This window comes from Motilimonas cestriensis (assembly GCF_021295315.1).
Classification (GTDB): Bacteria; Pseudomonadota; Gammaproteobacteria; order Enterobacterales; family CBDFNC01; genus Motilimonas; species Motilimonas cestriensis.
The window spans coordinates 69,757-84,792 of record NZ_JAIMJA010000019.1; the positions used below are offsets into that span (position 1 = coordinate 69,757).

The window sequence follows — 15,036 nt, forward strand, 5'->3', positions numbered from 1 at the left end:
GATGCTGGATACCAACAAAGGCATCATTGCTTGGTTTGCCCGCAATAGCGTGGCGGCAAATTTATTAATGATCATGATAATTGTCGGAGGTTTGCTAACCGCTGGGTCGATCAGAAAACAATTCTTCCCGCAAGTGGAAGTGAACTGGATTAAGTTCAACGCTGCCTTGCCGGGCGCCGCGCCGCAAGAAGTGGAAGAAGGCATTCTCATTAAATTTGAAGATGCCCTTGAACAAGTACAAGGTCTAGAGCGGGTCATCGCTTACGCCGATCGCGGCTATGCCACGTCTTACATTGAAGTAAACGAAGAATACGATGCCACATTAGTGCTCGACGAAGTCAAAGCGGCTATCGACAGCGTGTCGAATTTTCCTGTCGAGATGGAAGGCAAGCAAATCGAGCGTATTAAAATGCGCCAAGACGTGATGTATATCAGCCTCTATGGCGACCTAACGCCTCGTGAATTAAAACAAACTGGCAAGCTTATTTACGATGAAATTCGCCAGCTGCCTGGCGTCAGCATCACCGAGTTTTACGGTGGATTAAATGATGAAATTTCGATTACTGTTAGTAAAGATAAGCTGCGTGAATACGGCTTAACCTTTAACCAAGTTGCCCGCGCTGTGCAGCGTCATTCTGGCAATATGTCAGCAGGTGGGATCCGCTCGGAAAATGGTTATATTAACCTGCGTGTAGCTAACCAAGCCTATGGCGAGGCCGACTTTGCGTCAGTGCCGTTATTGACCCATCAAGATGGCTCGTTACTTACCTTGGGTGACGTGGCGCAAATTAATGATGGCTTAGAAGAAGGCATGCATTATTCACGTTTTAACGGTAAAAACTCGGTAACGTTTTATGTTGGCGCAGCGGCAGACCAAAGCTTAACCGCGGTTGCTGACACCGTAAAAAGCTACTTAAAAACCAAGCAAGCGAGTTTACCTCAAGGCTTGTCTCTTGAGCCTTGGGTCGACATGACCTACTACCTAGAAGGCCGCTTAACCTTAATGCTCGATAGCATGAAAAGTGGCGCGGTGTTAGTGTTTTTGATGTTGGCACTGTTCTTACGCGTACGCTTAGCTTTTTGGGTAATGATGGGCTTACCTGTGTGTTTTCTCGGCACCTTGCTCTTTATGCCAATGAGTATGATCGACGTTACCATTAATGTAGTGAGTTTATTTGCCTTTATTTTAGTGCTCGGTGTGGTGGTGGATGACGCCATTGTGATGGGCGAGAGCGCCCACAGTGAGTCGAGTAAATATGGGCAGAATATTGACAGCGTGATCAGTGGCGTGAAGCGCGTCGCCATGCCGGCTACGTTTGGGGTGTTAACCACCATCGCGGCGTTTTTGCCCTTAGTGTTAGATGATGGCCCATCGGCCGCATTTGGTCAGGCGATTGGTTTTGTAGTGATACTGTGTCTACTGTTTTCATTGGTTGAATCAAAGTTGATTTTGCCAGCCCATTTAGCCGCGATGAAGCCGCCGACAGTGGTCAAATCGGGTTCAAAAAATCCACTGGATTGGTTACGCTTAGGGGTTAACTATTTACAAGCTAAGGTGGACAGCGGCTTAACTTGGTTTATTCAGCGGCTTTATCGGCCCTGTTTAGCGCGCGCATTAAGTTATCGTTATACCTTGATTATGCTATTCATTAGCTTGATTTTGGTGTGTGCGGGCTTGTATCAAGGTGGCTTAGTGCGCTTTGTTGGCCAGCCGAAAATTCCTCATGACTTTCCGACCATTAGCTTGACCATGAATGTGAATGCGTCAGAGCAGGCCACCTTAGACATGGCGTTAAAAATTGAGCAAGCGCTGTATCAGGTTGACCGCGAACTAGAAGCTGAATTTGGCCAAGGCATGATTTCAGACATGCAGGTGGATTTACGCAGCCGTACCGAAGCGGAAGTTTTAGTGCGTTTAGTGCTGCCAGAGTTAAGGCCAATGGATACTTTTGCCGTTGCACAGCGCTGGCATAAAGCGATCCCCCCCTTACCGGGAATGAAAACCCTGACCATTCAAGACAACTTGTTTGGCAATGACCGTGATGACGGTGATATTAGCTTCCGCTTGCAAGGCTCAGATCAGCAGCAGCTTGATGCCGTAGTTGCCGCGTTAAAACAACACCTTAATAGCTTAGCTGGGGTGGGTAATGTTAACGACAGTAGCCAAAGTCACAGTCAAGAAGTGCAATTTTCTCTTAAGCCTCAAGCCCATAGCCTAGGTTTAAGCTTGGCTGATATTGCTGCGCAGGTGAACCAAAGCTTTTATGGCTTAGAGGTGCAGCGGATTATTCGTGGCGGCGATGAAGTGAAAGTGATGCTGCGTTACCCTGAGTTTCAGCGTAACAGCATTAGTCAGGTCGATAAGGTATTGATCCAAACCGAGACGGGCGTGCAAGTACCCCTGTCGGAAGTAGCGCAAGTTAATTTTGTTGATGGTATGAGTCAAATTCGCCGTGAAAATGGCAGTCAAACCGTCAGTGTTTGGGCGTCAATTGATGCTTCTCAAGTGGAGCCCTTCAAGTTGGCTCAGGATGTCCGTGATAACTTTATTCCCAAGCTGTTGCTGCAATACCCTAGAGTGAGCAGTGAAATGGGCGGCAAAGTACAGCTTGAAATAGGCAGTGCCAATGAGCAGCTACGAAATTTTGCGCTGTCAATGTTGTTGGTTTACAGCTTGTTGGCGGTCCCGCTGAAGTCTTATGCCCAGCCGTTGATTATTATGTCGGTGATCCCGTTTGGTATTATTGGTTCAGTGGCGGGCCACCAGTTAATGGGCATTGATCTTAGCTCGCTATCCTTGTTCGGTATTATTGCTGCTGCAGGGGTGGTGGTGAATGATTCCTTGGTATTGGTTGATCATATCAACAAAACCCGCGACCAAGGCAAGCCTCTGCACCAAGTGGTATTGCATTCAGGATGCCGCCGTTTTCGCGCGATTTTACTCACTTCGTTAACGACCTTTATTGGCTTAATGCCAATTATGATGGAAACGAGTATGCAGGCACAAATGGTGATCCCGATGGCGGTGTCGTTGGCTTATGGTGTGTTATTTTCAACAGTGGTTACGCTGTTGTTGATCCCATCTTTGTATTTGATGATTGATGATACACAGCGGGTTGTTCAGCGCATACGGGGTAAAAAACCTGCGGCAAAACCCGCGCCGGAGGCGTTAGCGGAGTAAGGTTTTGCATTGCCTGTGGGAGAAGTCCATACATCTCCCACATGGCTCGCAGCAACATTTATATTAAGGAAGAAAATGGATTTTAAAGATCAAGCTTTACAGCAGTCTGCACACCGATATTTTTCGGCTAGTTGTTTTAACCAAACGTGGGGTTTTTTAGATCAAGACAAGCCCGATATCAGTGCTATGCTTGCTTGTGCTTATAGCTCACTGCACCACTGGTTGAATCGTGAAGATGTCAGTCCAGAAAAATTAGTCACCAGCCATTGGTTACTGGCAAGAGCATATGAAAAAGGGGGCTTCGCGTCAGGTTGCCAACTGCACGCGGAACTGTGTTATGAACTGTGTCAACAGAATGAATTTAAAGGATTAGATCTTATTAGTGCTTATGAAGTACTTGCTCGATCAGCTGCCCTTACCCAGCAGCTAGAGCAAGCGGTTGAATATCAATCGTTGGCTTTAGCGCTATTGGAATCGCTACGTGCTGAGATTGGCGAAGAAGAATACGGTTATTGTAAAACAGACTTAACCAGTATCAACTTAAGTTTGTGCGCATAGAGTATTTTGTTTCGCTGTATAAATACATCTCCCACAGGGTTATCGCAACAAGTTAGCTGTGGCAGCCTAATGCAAACCCTTCACCCTACTGACAGTTCCTGTCACCGCCTCGGATTATTCTTATCCCGTTGATAACAATAACCCAAAGGAAAGAACATGAACTCAGTAATTGAAATGGTTAGTTTTAAATTGGCAGCAGGTGTAACCGAGCAAGATTTTATGGCAGCAGTGGCGCGTAGCCAAAAGCCGATTGCTCAGTTAGCCGGTTTTCAATACCGCTCACTTAGCTATAATGCAGAGCAACAACGCTGGACAGACATATATTATTGGCAGTCAATGACGGCCGCAAAAGCGGCTGATGAGGCCTTTATGAGCAGCGTAGATTGTCAGGCTTTAATCGCATTGACTGATAAAGATTCGGTGGTGATGCAACATCAAGAGGTCCACTTCTCATCATGTGATAGCGCAGAGTAAAGCGAATAAATATTCTAACTGGGCTTTTGTGTATTGCACAAAAGCCTAATTGAATTAAGGAATAAAGTGAGTAAATCAGAGCGGCTGTTTGCCTTATTAACTTTATTACGTAGCAAGCGTTACGCCGTAACGGCGGCGCAGCTGGCCGAAGTCATGATGGTGAGTGAACGGACCATTTATCGTGATATTCAATCACTGATCTTGTCAGGGGTGCCGATTGCAGGCGAAGCGGGGGTGGGGTATGTGCTACAAGCTGGCTCTCATTTACCGCCATTAATGTTTAATGAACAAGAAATGGTTGCCCTTGAGTTGGGGATGCGCATGGTGCGGGCATGGTCCGATCCTGAATTAGCCAGTGCCAGTAATACTGCGTCACAAAAGATACTGTCGGTACTGCCGGATCACTTAAAGCGCCAATTAGAAAGCTTTCCTATTTTGGTTCCTGACTACCACATCCAATCAAAGACCGCGGAGCACAGCCAGCTACTGCGCCATGCCACCGATGCGATGCAGAAAATTTGCATTGATTACGTTGCTGAAAATGGGGCAGTTACATCGCGCGTATTGCAGCCACTGGGGCAAATATTTTGGGGTAAAGTATGGACCATGATCGCTTGGTGCGAGCTCAGGAACGCTTATCGTCACTTTCGTATTGATAGGATCCAGCATCTATCAATCTTGCCTGAGCATTTCACTACCGGCCCAGAAAAATCGTTACCCCACTACATCGCGCAGTATGTGCCACCAGACAGCTAACTAAGCTGCTATTACTTCTTGTAAGTTTTAACAGTGTAATCGCGTAACCTAATTTTAAAACCTTGTGACAATTCTCGGCCTAAGGCTCTGGCGGGAGTGACAGAATAAAACTTGTTGATATCGGTACGCTCATCATTGACCAAGGAAACTATATAGTAAGACTTCTTACTATTAACCTCACCAGAATCAACCTGCCTAAGTGCAACCTCAACGTGGTGCGGACGTTTAATGGTGACTTTTTTCGAACGTCTTGGGCCAAAAAAGCCAGTTGAGTGGGTAAGGGTGTTACTTCTAAATTCAATCAGGGTGTCACTGTAGCCATAGCTGCCCAGAAAAAGTGCTAGTGCCGCCAAGGCAAAGAATGGGATGGCGATAATTTTTTCATCATCTGCAAGCGGGTCTTGAAGGATCATGATTGCCATATAACTAAGTATGGCGACTAATAAGAGGGCGAGTATCCCCCAATAGCGTCTTTTAATGGTTCGTACTGATTTGGCTGGTGCTGACATAGCTTATCCATAAGGTGTAAAAGTCAATAAAGACATGATGTTACTCCCTATATTACAGCTAAACTTTGAATCGCCTCTCGCTATTAACTCGTTGTTATGGGGGATAAGGTATTTATTTGTCGCCCTCACTACCAAGCTGATCTTTTGGCGCGCCTTGGTCGCATTTTAAGCAATTAAGTTGATGCCCTATCATGACTTCTCTACCTGCTTCAGTGATCACCCAAGGGCGCATTTGCCAAGGCGGATCGTGGCGCACATGTTGAAAATGGCCGCAGCGAAGCTCGGCGACCCAATGATTTTCTTCATCTAAGTGATAGCCACTGATGCCTTGCTTCATAAGGGATTACTTCCTATCCGCAGGATGGTTAACACCATCATTAGTAACGACTTCACCGAGCTCGAAGGGATTAACGCCCTCTAAGCACCCCACATTATAGCCGTATTCGTTGGGGGACGAGCGACGTTGGTGATGAGTATAAATGCCGCATTCAGAACAAAAATAGTGTTTGGCGGTATGTGTATTAAATTGATACAGCTTAAGTTTCTGATGTCCCTTAATAATATTTACACCATCAAGTGCAACCGAGGCAACAATCGCGCCGCGGCGACGGCACATAGAGCAATCACATCGTCTGGGTTTTTCAATACCATTAGGTAAGCTCAGCTCCAATTGCACCGCGCCGCAATGGCAACTGGCCATATGCTTCTCATTGATAACGGTATTGCCCACTTGCTTAATCATAAAAAGTTCTCTCTTTGCAAAAATATGTGCTATGCCATCTATTATGTTGTTAATCAGCTTAACAGTTTGGTTGTAAATCACAATTTCACTAAGTGTTGTGATTATTGATTGTGCCCTTACTGTCTATCGGGTATGAACGTATTTTATTTGATTTTAAGTGTTGGTGATGAAAACTGAAAAATTCTTTAACTACTTGGGCTTGTTAGGCGTTTTGCTGCTAGTCATCACGATTATTGTGAATAAGCTCTCGCCGCAGGACTTTTTTCTACGCGAACACTATTTAAAGTTGTTGTTGGTTTCATTAGTGGTCACCTTTGTACATTATTGCTACCTTGGCATGCGATCAGTACAGCAAAAACAATGGTGGTGGGCTGGCTTGTTGCTTCTTGCGCCAATACCGGTTTATTGGCTTTATTTTGCTTGGGAGTTAGTCAAGGGCTATTGCACATTTTTGCCCTTTCTTAAGACTGAGCCTCATCAGTGATTTTGCCTGCTTGATGATTGAATTCGCTGTATAAATACAGCTCCATTGAGCTAGTTGATTGGTGTTTTTTGTAGGACATGAGCTTGCTCAGGGAATTTGTGATTTTCGCAGAGCAAGCGCTGCTCCGGGGGGGGGGAATACGCTTAATGCTTTGGTTATGGCGCTTGAGTTTTCGCAGCATAAATGCTGTTCCTACATCAAGTGTACGGCGAAAGAATGCAGGAGTTGTCGCAGAATAAACAATCAAACATGGGGTTTTACATTGATAAATATGGATAGTGATGGCTCAATTTAGCATTAGCAGATTACATACCTCGCAAGGTATTTTTCGACTCACCGGAGACCAAGGTTGCAATGATCCAGTTAACCCTGAATCAGTTCGAATAGAGGTCGAAACCATTGATGTTATGGGCACCGATGGTTGGGTTGCGCTTGATGTCAAAGCCAGCAAGACGCAACAGTTATTGCTGCAGATTGACCCAGAGATTGTTAGCCACCTGCTTACTTGAGCCTATTCGCTCGTTCTTCTTAGTTTACGGTTTAACCATTGCTGGCTCAGCAGCGCGGCGATGATCAAGCCTAAGCCAACTAAGGTTGAGGCGTAAATGGGCTCACCAATAATCCAATTTAGTAAAAACAGCGAAGCAAAGGGCGATACAAAAATCAGATTGCTGATGCTGGCGGTGTGCTCGGCGTATTTCATTGCGTTCAGCCAGCAAACAAATGCCAAACCCATTTCAAAAATGCCGATGTAAATACCGCCGACCCAGCCTTGCCATGCAAGCATTTGAAAATCATCAAGATACCAAGTGGCGAATACAACAAACGGCAGGCTCAAACTAAAGCAGGCCAGCAAGGCAACAATGGGATCCCCTTGTTGGCGGGTGTTTAAAATCCAATACAAGGCCCATAACAAGGTGCTGGCCAAGGCAAGGGCGACACCAACGGGATTTTGAAAATCTAACGCTAATAGGTCGCCTTGGGTGGCGATTACCAACACGCCGCCATAACCCAATAAAATAGCCAAGCCATCCGCCTTGGTGAGCTTTTGCCCTAACAGCGGCACCGCCAGCAAGGTAAGACTGATTGCCCAAGTGTAATTGAGGGCTTGAGCCTGCTGTGCTGGCAATAAATCATAAGCTTGGAACAGTAATAGATAATAAAAAAGTGGGTTGATTAAGCCTAACAGCAGTAACAAGCCGCCTTGTTGTTTGAGGTAGCTAGGCAATAAAGACAGCTTTTTTTGCCAACAACAAATGCCACCAAGTAACACTATGCTGGTTACAGTGGCGACTAAAATCATTTGGATTGGGCTGAAGTAGCTTAGGGTAACCTTGAAAGCGGTGGCAACGGTAGACCACATAGCAACGGCTGCTAGTGCAAATAGCACGGCCGTCTTTTGATTTTTTCCTAACGCTTGTTGATTAGCAGACAAAATTAATACCCAACATTAACTAAATATTGGGCAGAATATCAGGCACAGTTAACCTTTGGCGACTTTTTTATCGTCTTTATCGGTTTGTTTTTTATCAAAATCGACAATGTTCTTTTTTTCTTCGTCTTTGTGCTTACGCACACCAAAGAATTGACCGCCTTTATCGATGCGAATATCGCTACTAAATAGCTCACCATTTACTACGCCTTTGTTTTCAATGTTCAAAATATCGCAATGGGTTTCACCTTCAATGGTGCCCGACACAAACACTTCGTTTGCTTTTAATACGCCTTTGAGAATACCGCTGCGGCCTAAGGTAACATTGCCAACACAATTAATATTGCCTTCCACGGTGCCATTAATGATGACTTCACCTTGTAGATTGAGATCGCCAGTAATAGCGCAATTTTCTGATATGTAGGTTAAGCCTTCTTCTTTAGTCTTTTTAAACATAATGCTAATTCTTTATTTTTTAATACGAGAGAGGGGCTTAGCTTACAAAATGAGCGAAATTTAGGCAATTGATAGGGGGTAAAAGTGAGGTATAGTGAGGGTTTTATGTGTCAGAGCAATATATGCCCAATATAAAACCAAGGATAACCTAGTACGATGTTAAAACGCGTTTTAGCTACACTGCTCGCTACTTGCTGCAGCATGAATATCGCACAGGCCAATGAGGTCAGGGTATTAGTCGCTTCGTCATTACAACCCGCCATGCAACAGTTAGTGCAGATTTATCAATCAACCCATAGAGATGTGAATATCACCTTGGTTACTGGCGCCTCATCAGCACTGGCTAGGCAAATTGAGCAGGGTGCGCCGGTGGATATTTATGTTTCTGCTAATCAGAAGTGGATGGATTATTTACAACAGCAGCCTAGGGTGAGCATTGGCCAAAATAGGCCCTTGTTGAGTAACCAACTTGTGCTGGTGAGTAAAAAAGCACAACCAGGTTTTAATTTAACTCAGCTGCAAAGCTGGCAAAATGCCCTTGCTGGGCAACGGTTGGCGGTGGCCGACCCGCAACATGTGCCAGCCGGTATGTATGCGCAGCAAGCCATGACAGCTTTAGGCTTATGGTCTGAACTAAAAGGACAAATGGCCTTTAGTCACAACGTGCGAGCTACCTTGGCTTTAGTTGAACGGGGCGCAGCAGCATTGGGAGTCGTGTATGCCAGTGATGCGTTCACCTCGAAACAAATAGTGACAGTGGCGAAATTTTCTGACGCCTCGCACTCTCCTATTGTTTATCCTGCTGGGTTGTTGTCTGAGCAAAGTAGCGCTCACGCATTTTATGATTATCTTTGGTCTGAGCAGGCGAGAAACACTTGGCAGGCATTTGGTTTTGTTAATTTAAAACAAAACGTAAACTAAGTAAAAAATGGACACGATAAATATTCATGTTAACCGATTATGAATCACAGGCTTTACTACTTAGCTTAAAGGTATCCAGTGTCGCGGTGTTATGCAGCTTGCCGATTGGGCTGGTGGTGGCATGGGTGCTATCGCGCTGTCAATTTTGGGGTAAGAGCGTGTTAGACAGCTTAGTGCATTTACCATTAGTGCTGCCGCCCGTGGTGACTGGCTACTTATTATTGCTGTCATTGAGCCCGCAGTCTGCCTTAGGGGCTTGGCTAGAAGAGTATTTGGGGCTGAGTTTTGCTTTTAGTTGGCGCGGTGCCGCCTTGGCCGCTGCAGTGGTGGCCTTTCCATTACTGGTGCGCTCATTGCGTTTGGCGTTTGATAACGTTGACCCCAAGCTAGAGCAAGCGGCACGCACCTTAGGCGCGGGGCCCATTCGTGTGTTTTTCACCATTAGTTTGCCATTAATTTATCCCGGCTTATTGGCAGGCTTGGTGTTGGCTTTTGCCCGCAGTTTGGGGGAGTTTGGTGCCACTATTACCTTTGTTGCCAACATTCCTAATGAAACCCAAACCTTACCGCTGGCGATGTTTAGCTTTATTGAAACGCCGGGACAAGAGTTTGCCGCCGCGCGTTTGTGCGTGATTGCTGTGGTGCTGGCGTTAATGGCGCTACTTGGCTCGGAGTGGTTATCACGTAAAAACCAAACCAAGCGTAAGGGCGGGCGATGAGTGAATTAGCCAATTTGGTATTAGCCTGTGACAAGCGCTTGGGTGATTGCCGGTTAAGCCTTAATATCAGCTTGCCGCTGCAAGGGGTTGTGGGCATTTTTGGCCTATCAGGCTCGGGTAAAACCAGCTTAATCAACCTGATTGCGGGATTAATTAAACCTGATGCGGGGCGGATTGAATTTCAGCAGCAATGTTTTGTTGATCGTCAGCGCAAACGTTGGTTAGCACCTGAGCAACGACGCATTGGCTATGTGTTTCAAGATGCGCGGTTATTTCCCCATTACACCGTGCGCGGTAATTTACTTTATGGCCATCCAACCCGCGCCGACACGCCGGAAAAGTTAGCGCGAATTGTTGAATTATTGGGTATTAAATCACTGCTAGCGCGCCACCCTAATGGTTTATCGGGCGGTGAGCGGCAGCGGGTGGCAATTGGTCGCGCGCTATTATCAGACCCACAATTGCTATTAATGGATGAGCCACTGGCCTCACTAGATGAACCGCGCAAGCAAGAGTTAATGCCTTATCTAAAAGCGCTCTCTAGCGAGTTTAACCTGCCGATTATTTTGGTTAGCCACAGTTTAAATGAAGTATTACAGCTGGTGGACCATTTGGTGCTAATGGATGCAGGCAAGGTTGTGCAGCATGGCCCACTTGAGCAAGTGTGGAACAGCCCCGCGATGCAGCCTTGGCTTGGCGTGACCGAACAAAGTGTATTATTAACCGCCAAGGTCGCCGAGGTAACCGACGATCACGGCATGTTACCCTTGGCGTTAGCGAACAAAGCTGACGAGGGCGGAAAACCATTGTGTTTGTGGAGCAGCTGCCATCGCGAGAAAGAGAAAGGACAGGTACTGCAAGCCGGTCATGACGTGCGACTAAAAATTCGCGCCGCGGATGTTGCGGTCAGCCGTGTTCAGCCAGAGCAAACCAGCATGCGTAATATCTTGCCTGTTACCTTAGTGAGCATGACAGAACTCGCCGATCAGCAAATCGAGTGGCTAATGGCCGTGGGCGAGCAATTCATTAAGGCGCGGATCACCGCTTGGGCGCAACAAGAAATGCAGTTAAAAGCGGGCGAATCGGCATATGCCTTGATCAAAGGAATTAACGTACTCGGGGTAAGTAAAAAGAGTTAACAGCTAGATGATCCTTGATAAAGGACTCACCACACCATGCGCGCCTTGCTGTATATACCCAATCAACTTGAAGATGCATGTTTCAGAGCGCCACCGTGTTTTCAATACTAGGCACGCTAATGCAGGAATGTAGGCACCTTTCAAATTAGCGTAACAACGTAGTGGAAACACGGCGGCGCTCCCAAAGGGCAAGTTTTACACGCGTTTATGCTGTGTTATTGATTTTGATAAGGGGAAGCCATTACCTGCAATCAATGCCTTGCCTAAACGCGTGTAAAATCTTGCTGAAATCAAGCATCTCCAGGTTGATTGGGTATATATGGGTATAAATTTGAGTGGTGCGAACATCACTATGACCAAGCTGCGCCTGAACGGTACGAATGTCTGCACCGTTTTGTAGTAAGTGCGTTGCAAATGAATGACGTAACGTGTGCGGAGTGACATGTTTTTTTATGCCCGCTTGGTAAGCGGCTTTTGTAACGGCGCGTTGGAGCTGTTTTTCATCAATATGATGGCGGCGGATCAGCTTAGTTTCAGGATCTTGGCTGAGCTTGTGGGAGGGAAATAAGTACTGCCAGCCTAACCGTTTAGTTTGGCTTTGATACTTTATCCGCAAGCGATGCGGCATCCAAACACCTGAAAAATCAGGGTTGTTGAGATCTAAAGCCAAACAGCTCTCAACCGTATTAATTTGTGCTAGCAGCGCAGGAGTCAGTTCTTGAGCTAAAGTGACAATGCGATTTTTACCCCCTTTGGCATCCCAGACGCGAATGCACTTGTAATTAAGATCGATGTCTTTGACCCGTAAGCGAAGTACCTCGGTAATACGTAGTCCACTACCATACAATAGACTGCAGGATAAATGATGTTTGGCGCAGCATGTTTGAAAAAATTGTGTAACTTCTTCAATGCTGAGTACAACTGGCAATTTTGGCGGGCGCTTACTTTTTACAAAATTGAGTTTCAGGGAAAGTGGGCGTTGAATAATTTCTTTGTATAAAAAGCTCAACGCATTAAGGGCCTGCACCTGAGTGCCTGCTGCGACATTCTGCTGATTCACCAAGTGGCTTAAAAAATGTTCCACTTCTAAATCTGACATGTTGTTAGGGTGGCGCATACCACTGAAGCGGATAAAGCTCGCAATCCAAAATAGATAGCTCTCAATGGTGCGTTTAGCATAGCGGCGGCTATACATGTGCTCTTTTATCATAAGGAGAAAGGCGGACTTCATGTGACAAACCTTTTATCATATTGGATACTGTATTTATAGACAGTATTATGTAAAGTGTCCAATAACATTATTAGTCACCGTTTTGTCGGAATATAACAGCGAAGGCTCTATGAAGCCGATAATTGATTGTTTACTATAGATAAAAATGATGTAAATATTGTGGATATGTTTTAGACGCCGTTTTGGGGCGTTTTATCACCCCATTATGGGATCTAAGAAGCTGTTATGTTTCGCTAGGAATCAGGGAATGGAAATTACTAAAGAAGAAAAAGAATTACTGAAGCAGTATCAAATCCTGTCTGATTCGATGCCTAGTCTCGCAAATAGAGTAGCTATAGAAGTTGTTCCACCCGTTATTTTCGTTGCAATTGGCTTAGTAACTGGTCAGGTAATTTGGTACCTGGTGGTTATCACTCTCATGGTTGTTTACAACGTACAAAGGGTGTTGCGGCAATATAAAAATATTGTCAAACTTAAATCAATTTCAGAGAAGGCAATTGGCAATGTCAGCGAAGAACCAAAAACATAACAAACCGCTGCACGCCGACACATACTGCTACGCTCGTTTTTGTGTGTCGCTGCGCGCCATTTTACACAAAAACGCTCTCCGCAGTATGTGCGGGTGAGCGGGGCGTTAGCTTTAAGGTTTTATCCAATGAGTGATTATATAAAAGATATACGAAGTAAAATTGGCAATATCCCTCTGATGTTACCAAGCGTGGCGGCGGTTATTATAAATGGCGACGGGGAACTATTGCTTCAGGAAAAAACAAATGAGCCTTGGAGTTTACCTGCTGGAATGATCGAACTTGGGGAGTCTCCAAAAGAAGCTATGGTTCGTGAAGTAAGAGAAGAAACAGGTTTAGTTGTTAATCCAACTGAAGTGCTAGGAGTATTTGGTGGCAATGAATTTTCATATACTTATCCAAACGGGCATCAAGTTGAATACACAATCATATTGATGCTGTGTGAAATTGTTGGGAAGAGTAATAATAAATTAGATCCTGAAACGAAGTCTTTAAATTATTTTTCTAAAGAAAATATGCCTGAACTTGCTCTACCTTATCCTGTAGAAGTTCTATTTAATAAAGCTTCATCAGTATTCATAAAATAAAGCTAACAAGTTGCTTAAACGTAACTAAAACAGTGGGTTACGTTTCGCTTCGCTCCACATTATAACCCACAATTTTAGTCCGCTTAGCAAGGCGTTGAGGTTGTAGAATTTCTCTTTTTTAAGAAAAAAAGCCTGTTTTATGGGTTCCAAATGCATTACCTAATGACTTAAAAGCGCTTAGGATTGATTGCAGGGACTCGTTTTTTAGTCAAATCTGGCTGTTGGAGTTATTCTACAGTCTCGTTAGTGCGTCAAGCGAAGCTTGATGCATCTTGCAGGGTGCAAGTCCCTGTCGGGTAAGGTTTAACTCGCCACCCGTATCGAGTGTTGCGCCTATGGCGGAGCTGTTTTTTTTTTCAGCGAACAAGATAGGTGAAGCGTACACAGAGAATTAAGTAGGCCACAGGGGATGCGTGTCCCTGAAGTGCTGGTATCGCTCCGATAAATACAGTCTGACTGACGAGGTTTGTAACGCCACTGAAGTCCAAGCAAAGCAACCGTAATGAGTGAGGTTGTGGCGAGTCAGCGGAGTTATTAAGCCGTGGCATGTTTAAAGAGATGCATCAGGAACTTGAGAGAGCCAAGGGTGTTCCGCAAGGACGCGGTAGGGAAGCTAAGCCAAAAGCAAGGCCAACGATGACCCTCTGGCAGTCAGATTAACCCATAGTAGTTCGAGACGGGAAAGCCGATCACATGGCGAAGGGGTTAACAGTTATATCCCGTGTTTAGCAGACACATAGGCCGGACAATGTAGGGCTGGAACCACTATGACAACCGAACTAAACGCGATCACATTTAAATCACAGCGCCACCCCAAACACAGGTTTCAGAACTTATACGGATTACTAAGGGAAGACTGCCTGTATCAAAGTTGGGGTCAGCTCAATAAACAAGCCGCCGCCGGTATTGATGGCATCACCATGCCCGCTTATCAGCAGCAACTTGTTGGCAACATAACTCGACTGAGCGATGCCCTTAAGCATAAGCGCTTTCGAGCCCATGACATTAAACGTGTCTTTATTCCCAAAAGCAATGGCAAACAGAGACCGCTGGGCTTGCCCACGGTGGATGATAAATTGGTGCAACAAGGCGTGAGCCAGATATTGCAAAGTATCTGGGAAGCGGACTTTCTGCCCAATAGCTATGGCTACCGACCGAATAAAAGCGCCCATCAAGCGGTGCACAGTTTAGCGAAATATCAGGACATCCATCACTTTTTGCACTAATTCACATCCTGAGCCATAGTTTAAAAACCACTTATTGAGCAGGATGTGGCCATGACTTTACCTCGCGGGAAGTTGATCTGCCCTGAATCAACGC

General features: G+C 45.5%; 18 protein-coding genes. 12 read left to right on the forward strand and 6 right to left on the reverse strand.

The features are described from left to right. The first annotated feature begins 1 nt into the window (after window position 1). From K6Y31_RS16820 to K6Y31_RS16835, 4 genes are all read left to right on the forward strand, one after another. Window positions 2-3,181: an efflux RND transporter permease subunit gene (locus tag K6Y31_RS16820; RefSeq protein WP_233054112.1), complete on the forward strand. Its 3,180-nt coding sequence runs from the start codon at window positions 2-4 to the stop codon at window positions 3,179-3,181. 75 nt (window positions 3,182-3,256) lie between these two features. Next, window positions 3,257-3,739: a hypothetical protein gene (locus K6Y31_RS16825; RefSeq protein WP_233054094.1), complete on the forward strand. Its 483-nt coding sequence runs from the start codon at window positions 3,257-3,259 to the stop codon at window positions 3,737-3,739. 156 nt (window positions 3,740-3,895) lie between these two features. After that, the gene (locus K6Y31_RS16830) at window positions 3,896-4,213 is read left to right on the forward strand and encodes a hypothetical protein (protein WP_233054095.1); all 318 of its coding nucleotides are present in this window, start codon (window positions 3,896-3,898) and stop codon (window positions 4,211-4,213) included. A gap of 66 nt (window positions 4,214-4,279) precedes the next feature. Then, the gene (locus K6Y31_RS16835) at window positions 4,280-4,969 is read left to right on the forward strand and encodes a helix-turn-helix transcriptional regulator (RefSeq protein ID WP_233054096.1); all 690 of its coding nucleotides are present in this window, start codon (window positions 4,280-4,282) and stop codon (window positions 4,967-4,969) included. 11 nt (window positions 4,970-4,980) lie between these two features. On the opposite strand, the gene K6Y31_RS16840 is transcribed toward K6Y31_RS16835, so the two are convergent. The 3 genes from K6Y31_RS16840 to K6Y31_RS16850 all read right to left on the reverse strand — a co-directional run bounded on the left by K6Y31_RS16840 (window position 4,981) and on the right by K6Y31_RS16850 (window position 6,220). Continuing rightward, a complete protein-coding gene (locus K6Y31_RS16840; RefSeq protein WP_233054097.1) occupies window positions 4,981-5,478 on the reverse strand; it encodes a hypothetical protein in 498 nt (165 codons plus the stop codon). 112 nt (window positions 5,479-5,590) lie between these two features. Further along, the gene (locus K6Y31_RS16845; protein WP_233054098.1) at window positions 5,591-5,815 is read right to left on the reverse strand and encodes a DUF3565 domain-containing protein; all 225 of its coding nucleotides are present in this window, start codon (window positions 5,813-5,815) and stop codon (window positions 5,591-5,593) included. Window positions 5,816-5,821: 6 nt separating this feature from the next. After that, window positions 5,822-6,220, reverse strand: a complete 399-nt coding sequence (locus tag K6Y31_RS16850) for a GFA family protein (protein WP_233054099.1) — start codon at window positions 6,218-6,220, stop codon at window positions 5,822-5,824. Window positions 6,221-6,386: 166 nt separating this feature from the next. Between K6Y31_RS16850 and K6Y31_RS16855 the strand changes: the two genes are divergently transcribed. Then, entirely contained in the window at window positions 6,387-6,704 is a 318-nt protein-coding gene (locus K6Y31_RS16855) for a hypothetical protein (protein ID WP_233054100.1), read from the forward strand. A gap of 281 nt (window positions 6,705-6,985) precedes the next feature. Then, complete coding sequence (locus K6Y31_RS16860) at window positions 6,986-7,213, forward strand: hypothetical protein (RefSeq protein ID WP_233054101.1); 228 nt, start codon at window positions 6,986-6,988, stop codon at window positions 7,211-7,213. Window positions 7,214-7,215: 2 nt separating this feature from the next. On the opposite strand, the gene K6Y31_RS16865 is transcribed toward K6Y31_RS16860, so the two are convergent. Together K6Y31_RS16865 and K6Y31_RS16870 are read right to left on the reverse strand one after the other, a co-directional pair. Then, window positions 7,216-8,139: a DMT family transporter gene (locus K6Y31_RS16865; RefSeq protein ID WP_282560193.1), complete on the reverse strand. Its 924-nt coding sequence runs from the start codon at window positions 8,137-8,139 to the stop codon at window positions 7,216-7,218. A 48-nt stretch (window positions 8,140-8,187) separates the two neighbouring features. Beyond that, the gene (locus K6Y31_RS16870) at window positions 8,188-8,592 is read right to left on the reverse strand and encodes a bactofilin family protein (RefSeq protein ID WP_233054102.1); all 405 of its coding nucleotides are present in this window, start codon (window positions 8,590-8,592) and stop codon (window positions 8,188-8,190) included. A gap of 156 nt (window positions 8,593-8,748) precedes the next feature. Here K6Y31_RS16870 and modA point away from each other — a divergent pair, with 156 nt between their 5' ends. The 3 genes from modA to modC are packed head-to-tail and all read left to right on the forward strand — an operon-like array spanning window position 8,749 to window position 11,371. Next, entirely contained in the window at window positions 8,749-9,513 is a 765-nt protein-coding gene (gene modA / locus K6Y31_RS16875) for a molybdate ABC transporter substrate-binding protein (protein WP_233054103.1), read from the forward strand. A 26-nt stretch (window positions 9,514-9,539) separates the two neighbouring features. Continuing rightward, window positions 9,540-10,232 (forward strand): molybdate ABC transporter permease subunit, encoded by a 693-nt coding sequence (modB, locus tag K6Y31_RS16880; protein WP_233054104.1) that lies wholly within the window; start codon window positions 9,540-9,542, stop codon window positions 10,230-10,232. Next, the gene (gene modC / locus K6Y31_RS16885) at window positions 10,229-11,371 is read left to right on the forward strand and encodes a molybdenum ABC transporter ATP-binding protein (protein WP_233054105.1); all 1,143 of its coding nucleotides are present in this window, start codon (window positions 10,229-10,231) and stop codon (window positions 11,369-11,371) included. Before modB ends, modC begins: the two co-directional genes overlap by 4 nt. Window positions 11,372-11,612: 241 nt before the next feature. Here the strand turns inward: modC and K6Y31_RS16890 are convergent, their stop codons facing one another. Next, window positions 11,613-12,602, reverse strand: a complete 990-nt coding sequence (locus K6Y31_RS16890) for an integron integrase (RefSeq protein WP_233054106.1) — start codon at window positions 12,600-12,602, stop codon at window positions 11,613-11,615. A gap of 247 nt (window positions 12,603-12,849) precedes the next feature. On the opposite strand from K6Y31_RS16890, the gene K6Y31_RS16895 reads away from it, so the two are divergent. From K6Y31_RS16895 to K6Y31_RS16905, 3 genes are all read left to right on the forward strand, one after another. After that, a complete protein-coding gene (locus K6Y31_RS16895) occupies window positions 12,850-13,131 on the forward strand; it encodes a hypothetical protein (RefSeq protein ID WP_233054107.1) in 282 nt (93 codons plus the stop codon). 126 nt (window positions 13,132-13,257) lie between these two features. Then, a complete protein-coding gene (locus tag K6Y31_RS16900; RefSeq protein WP_233054108.1) occupies window positions 13,258-13,716 on the forward strand; it encodes an NUDIX domain-containing protein in 459 nt (152 codons plus the stop codon). Window positions 13,717-14,483: 767 nt separating this feature from the next. Next, window positions 14,484-14,942 carry a reverse transcriptase domain-containing protein gene (locus K6Y31_RS16905; protein WP_233054109.1) on the forward strand — a complete coding sequence of 153 codons (459 nt, stop codon included), beginning with the start codon at window positions 14,484-14,486 and terminating at the stop codon, window positions 14,940-14,942. Window positions 14,943-15,036: the final 94 nt, after the last annotated feature.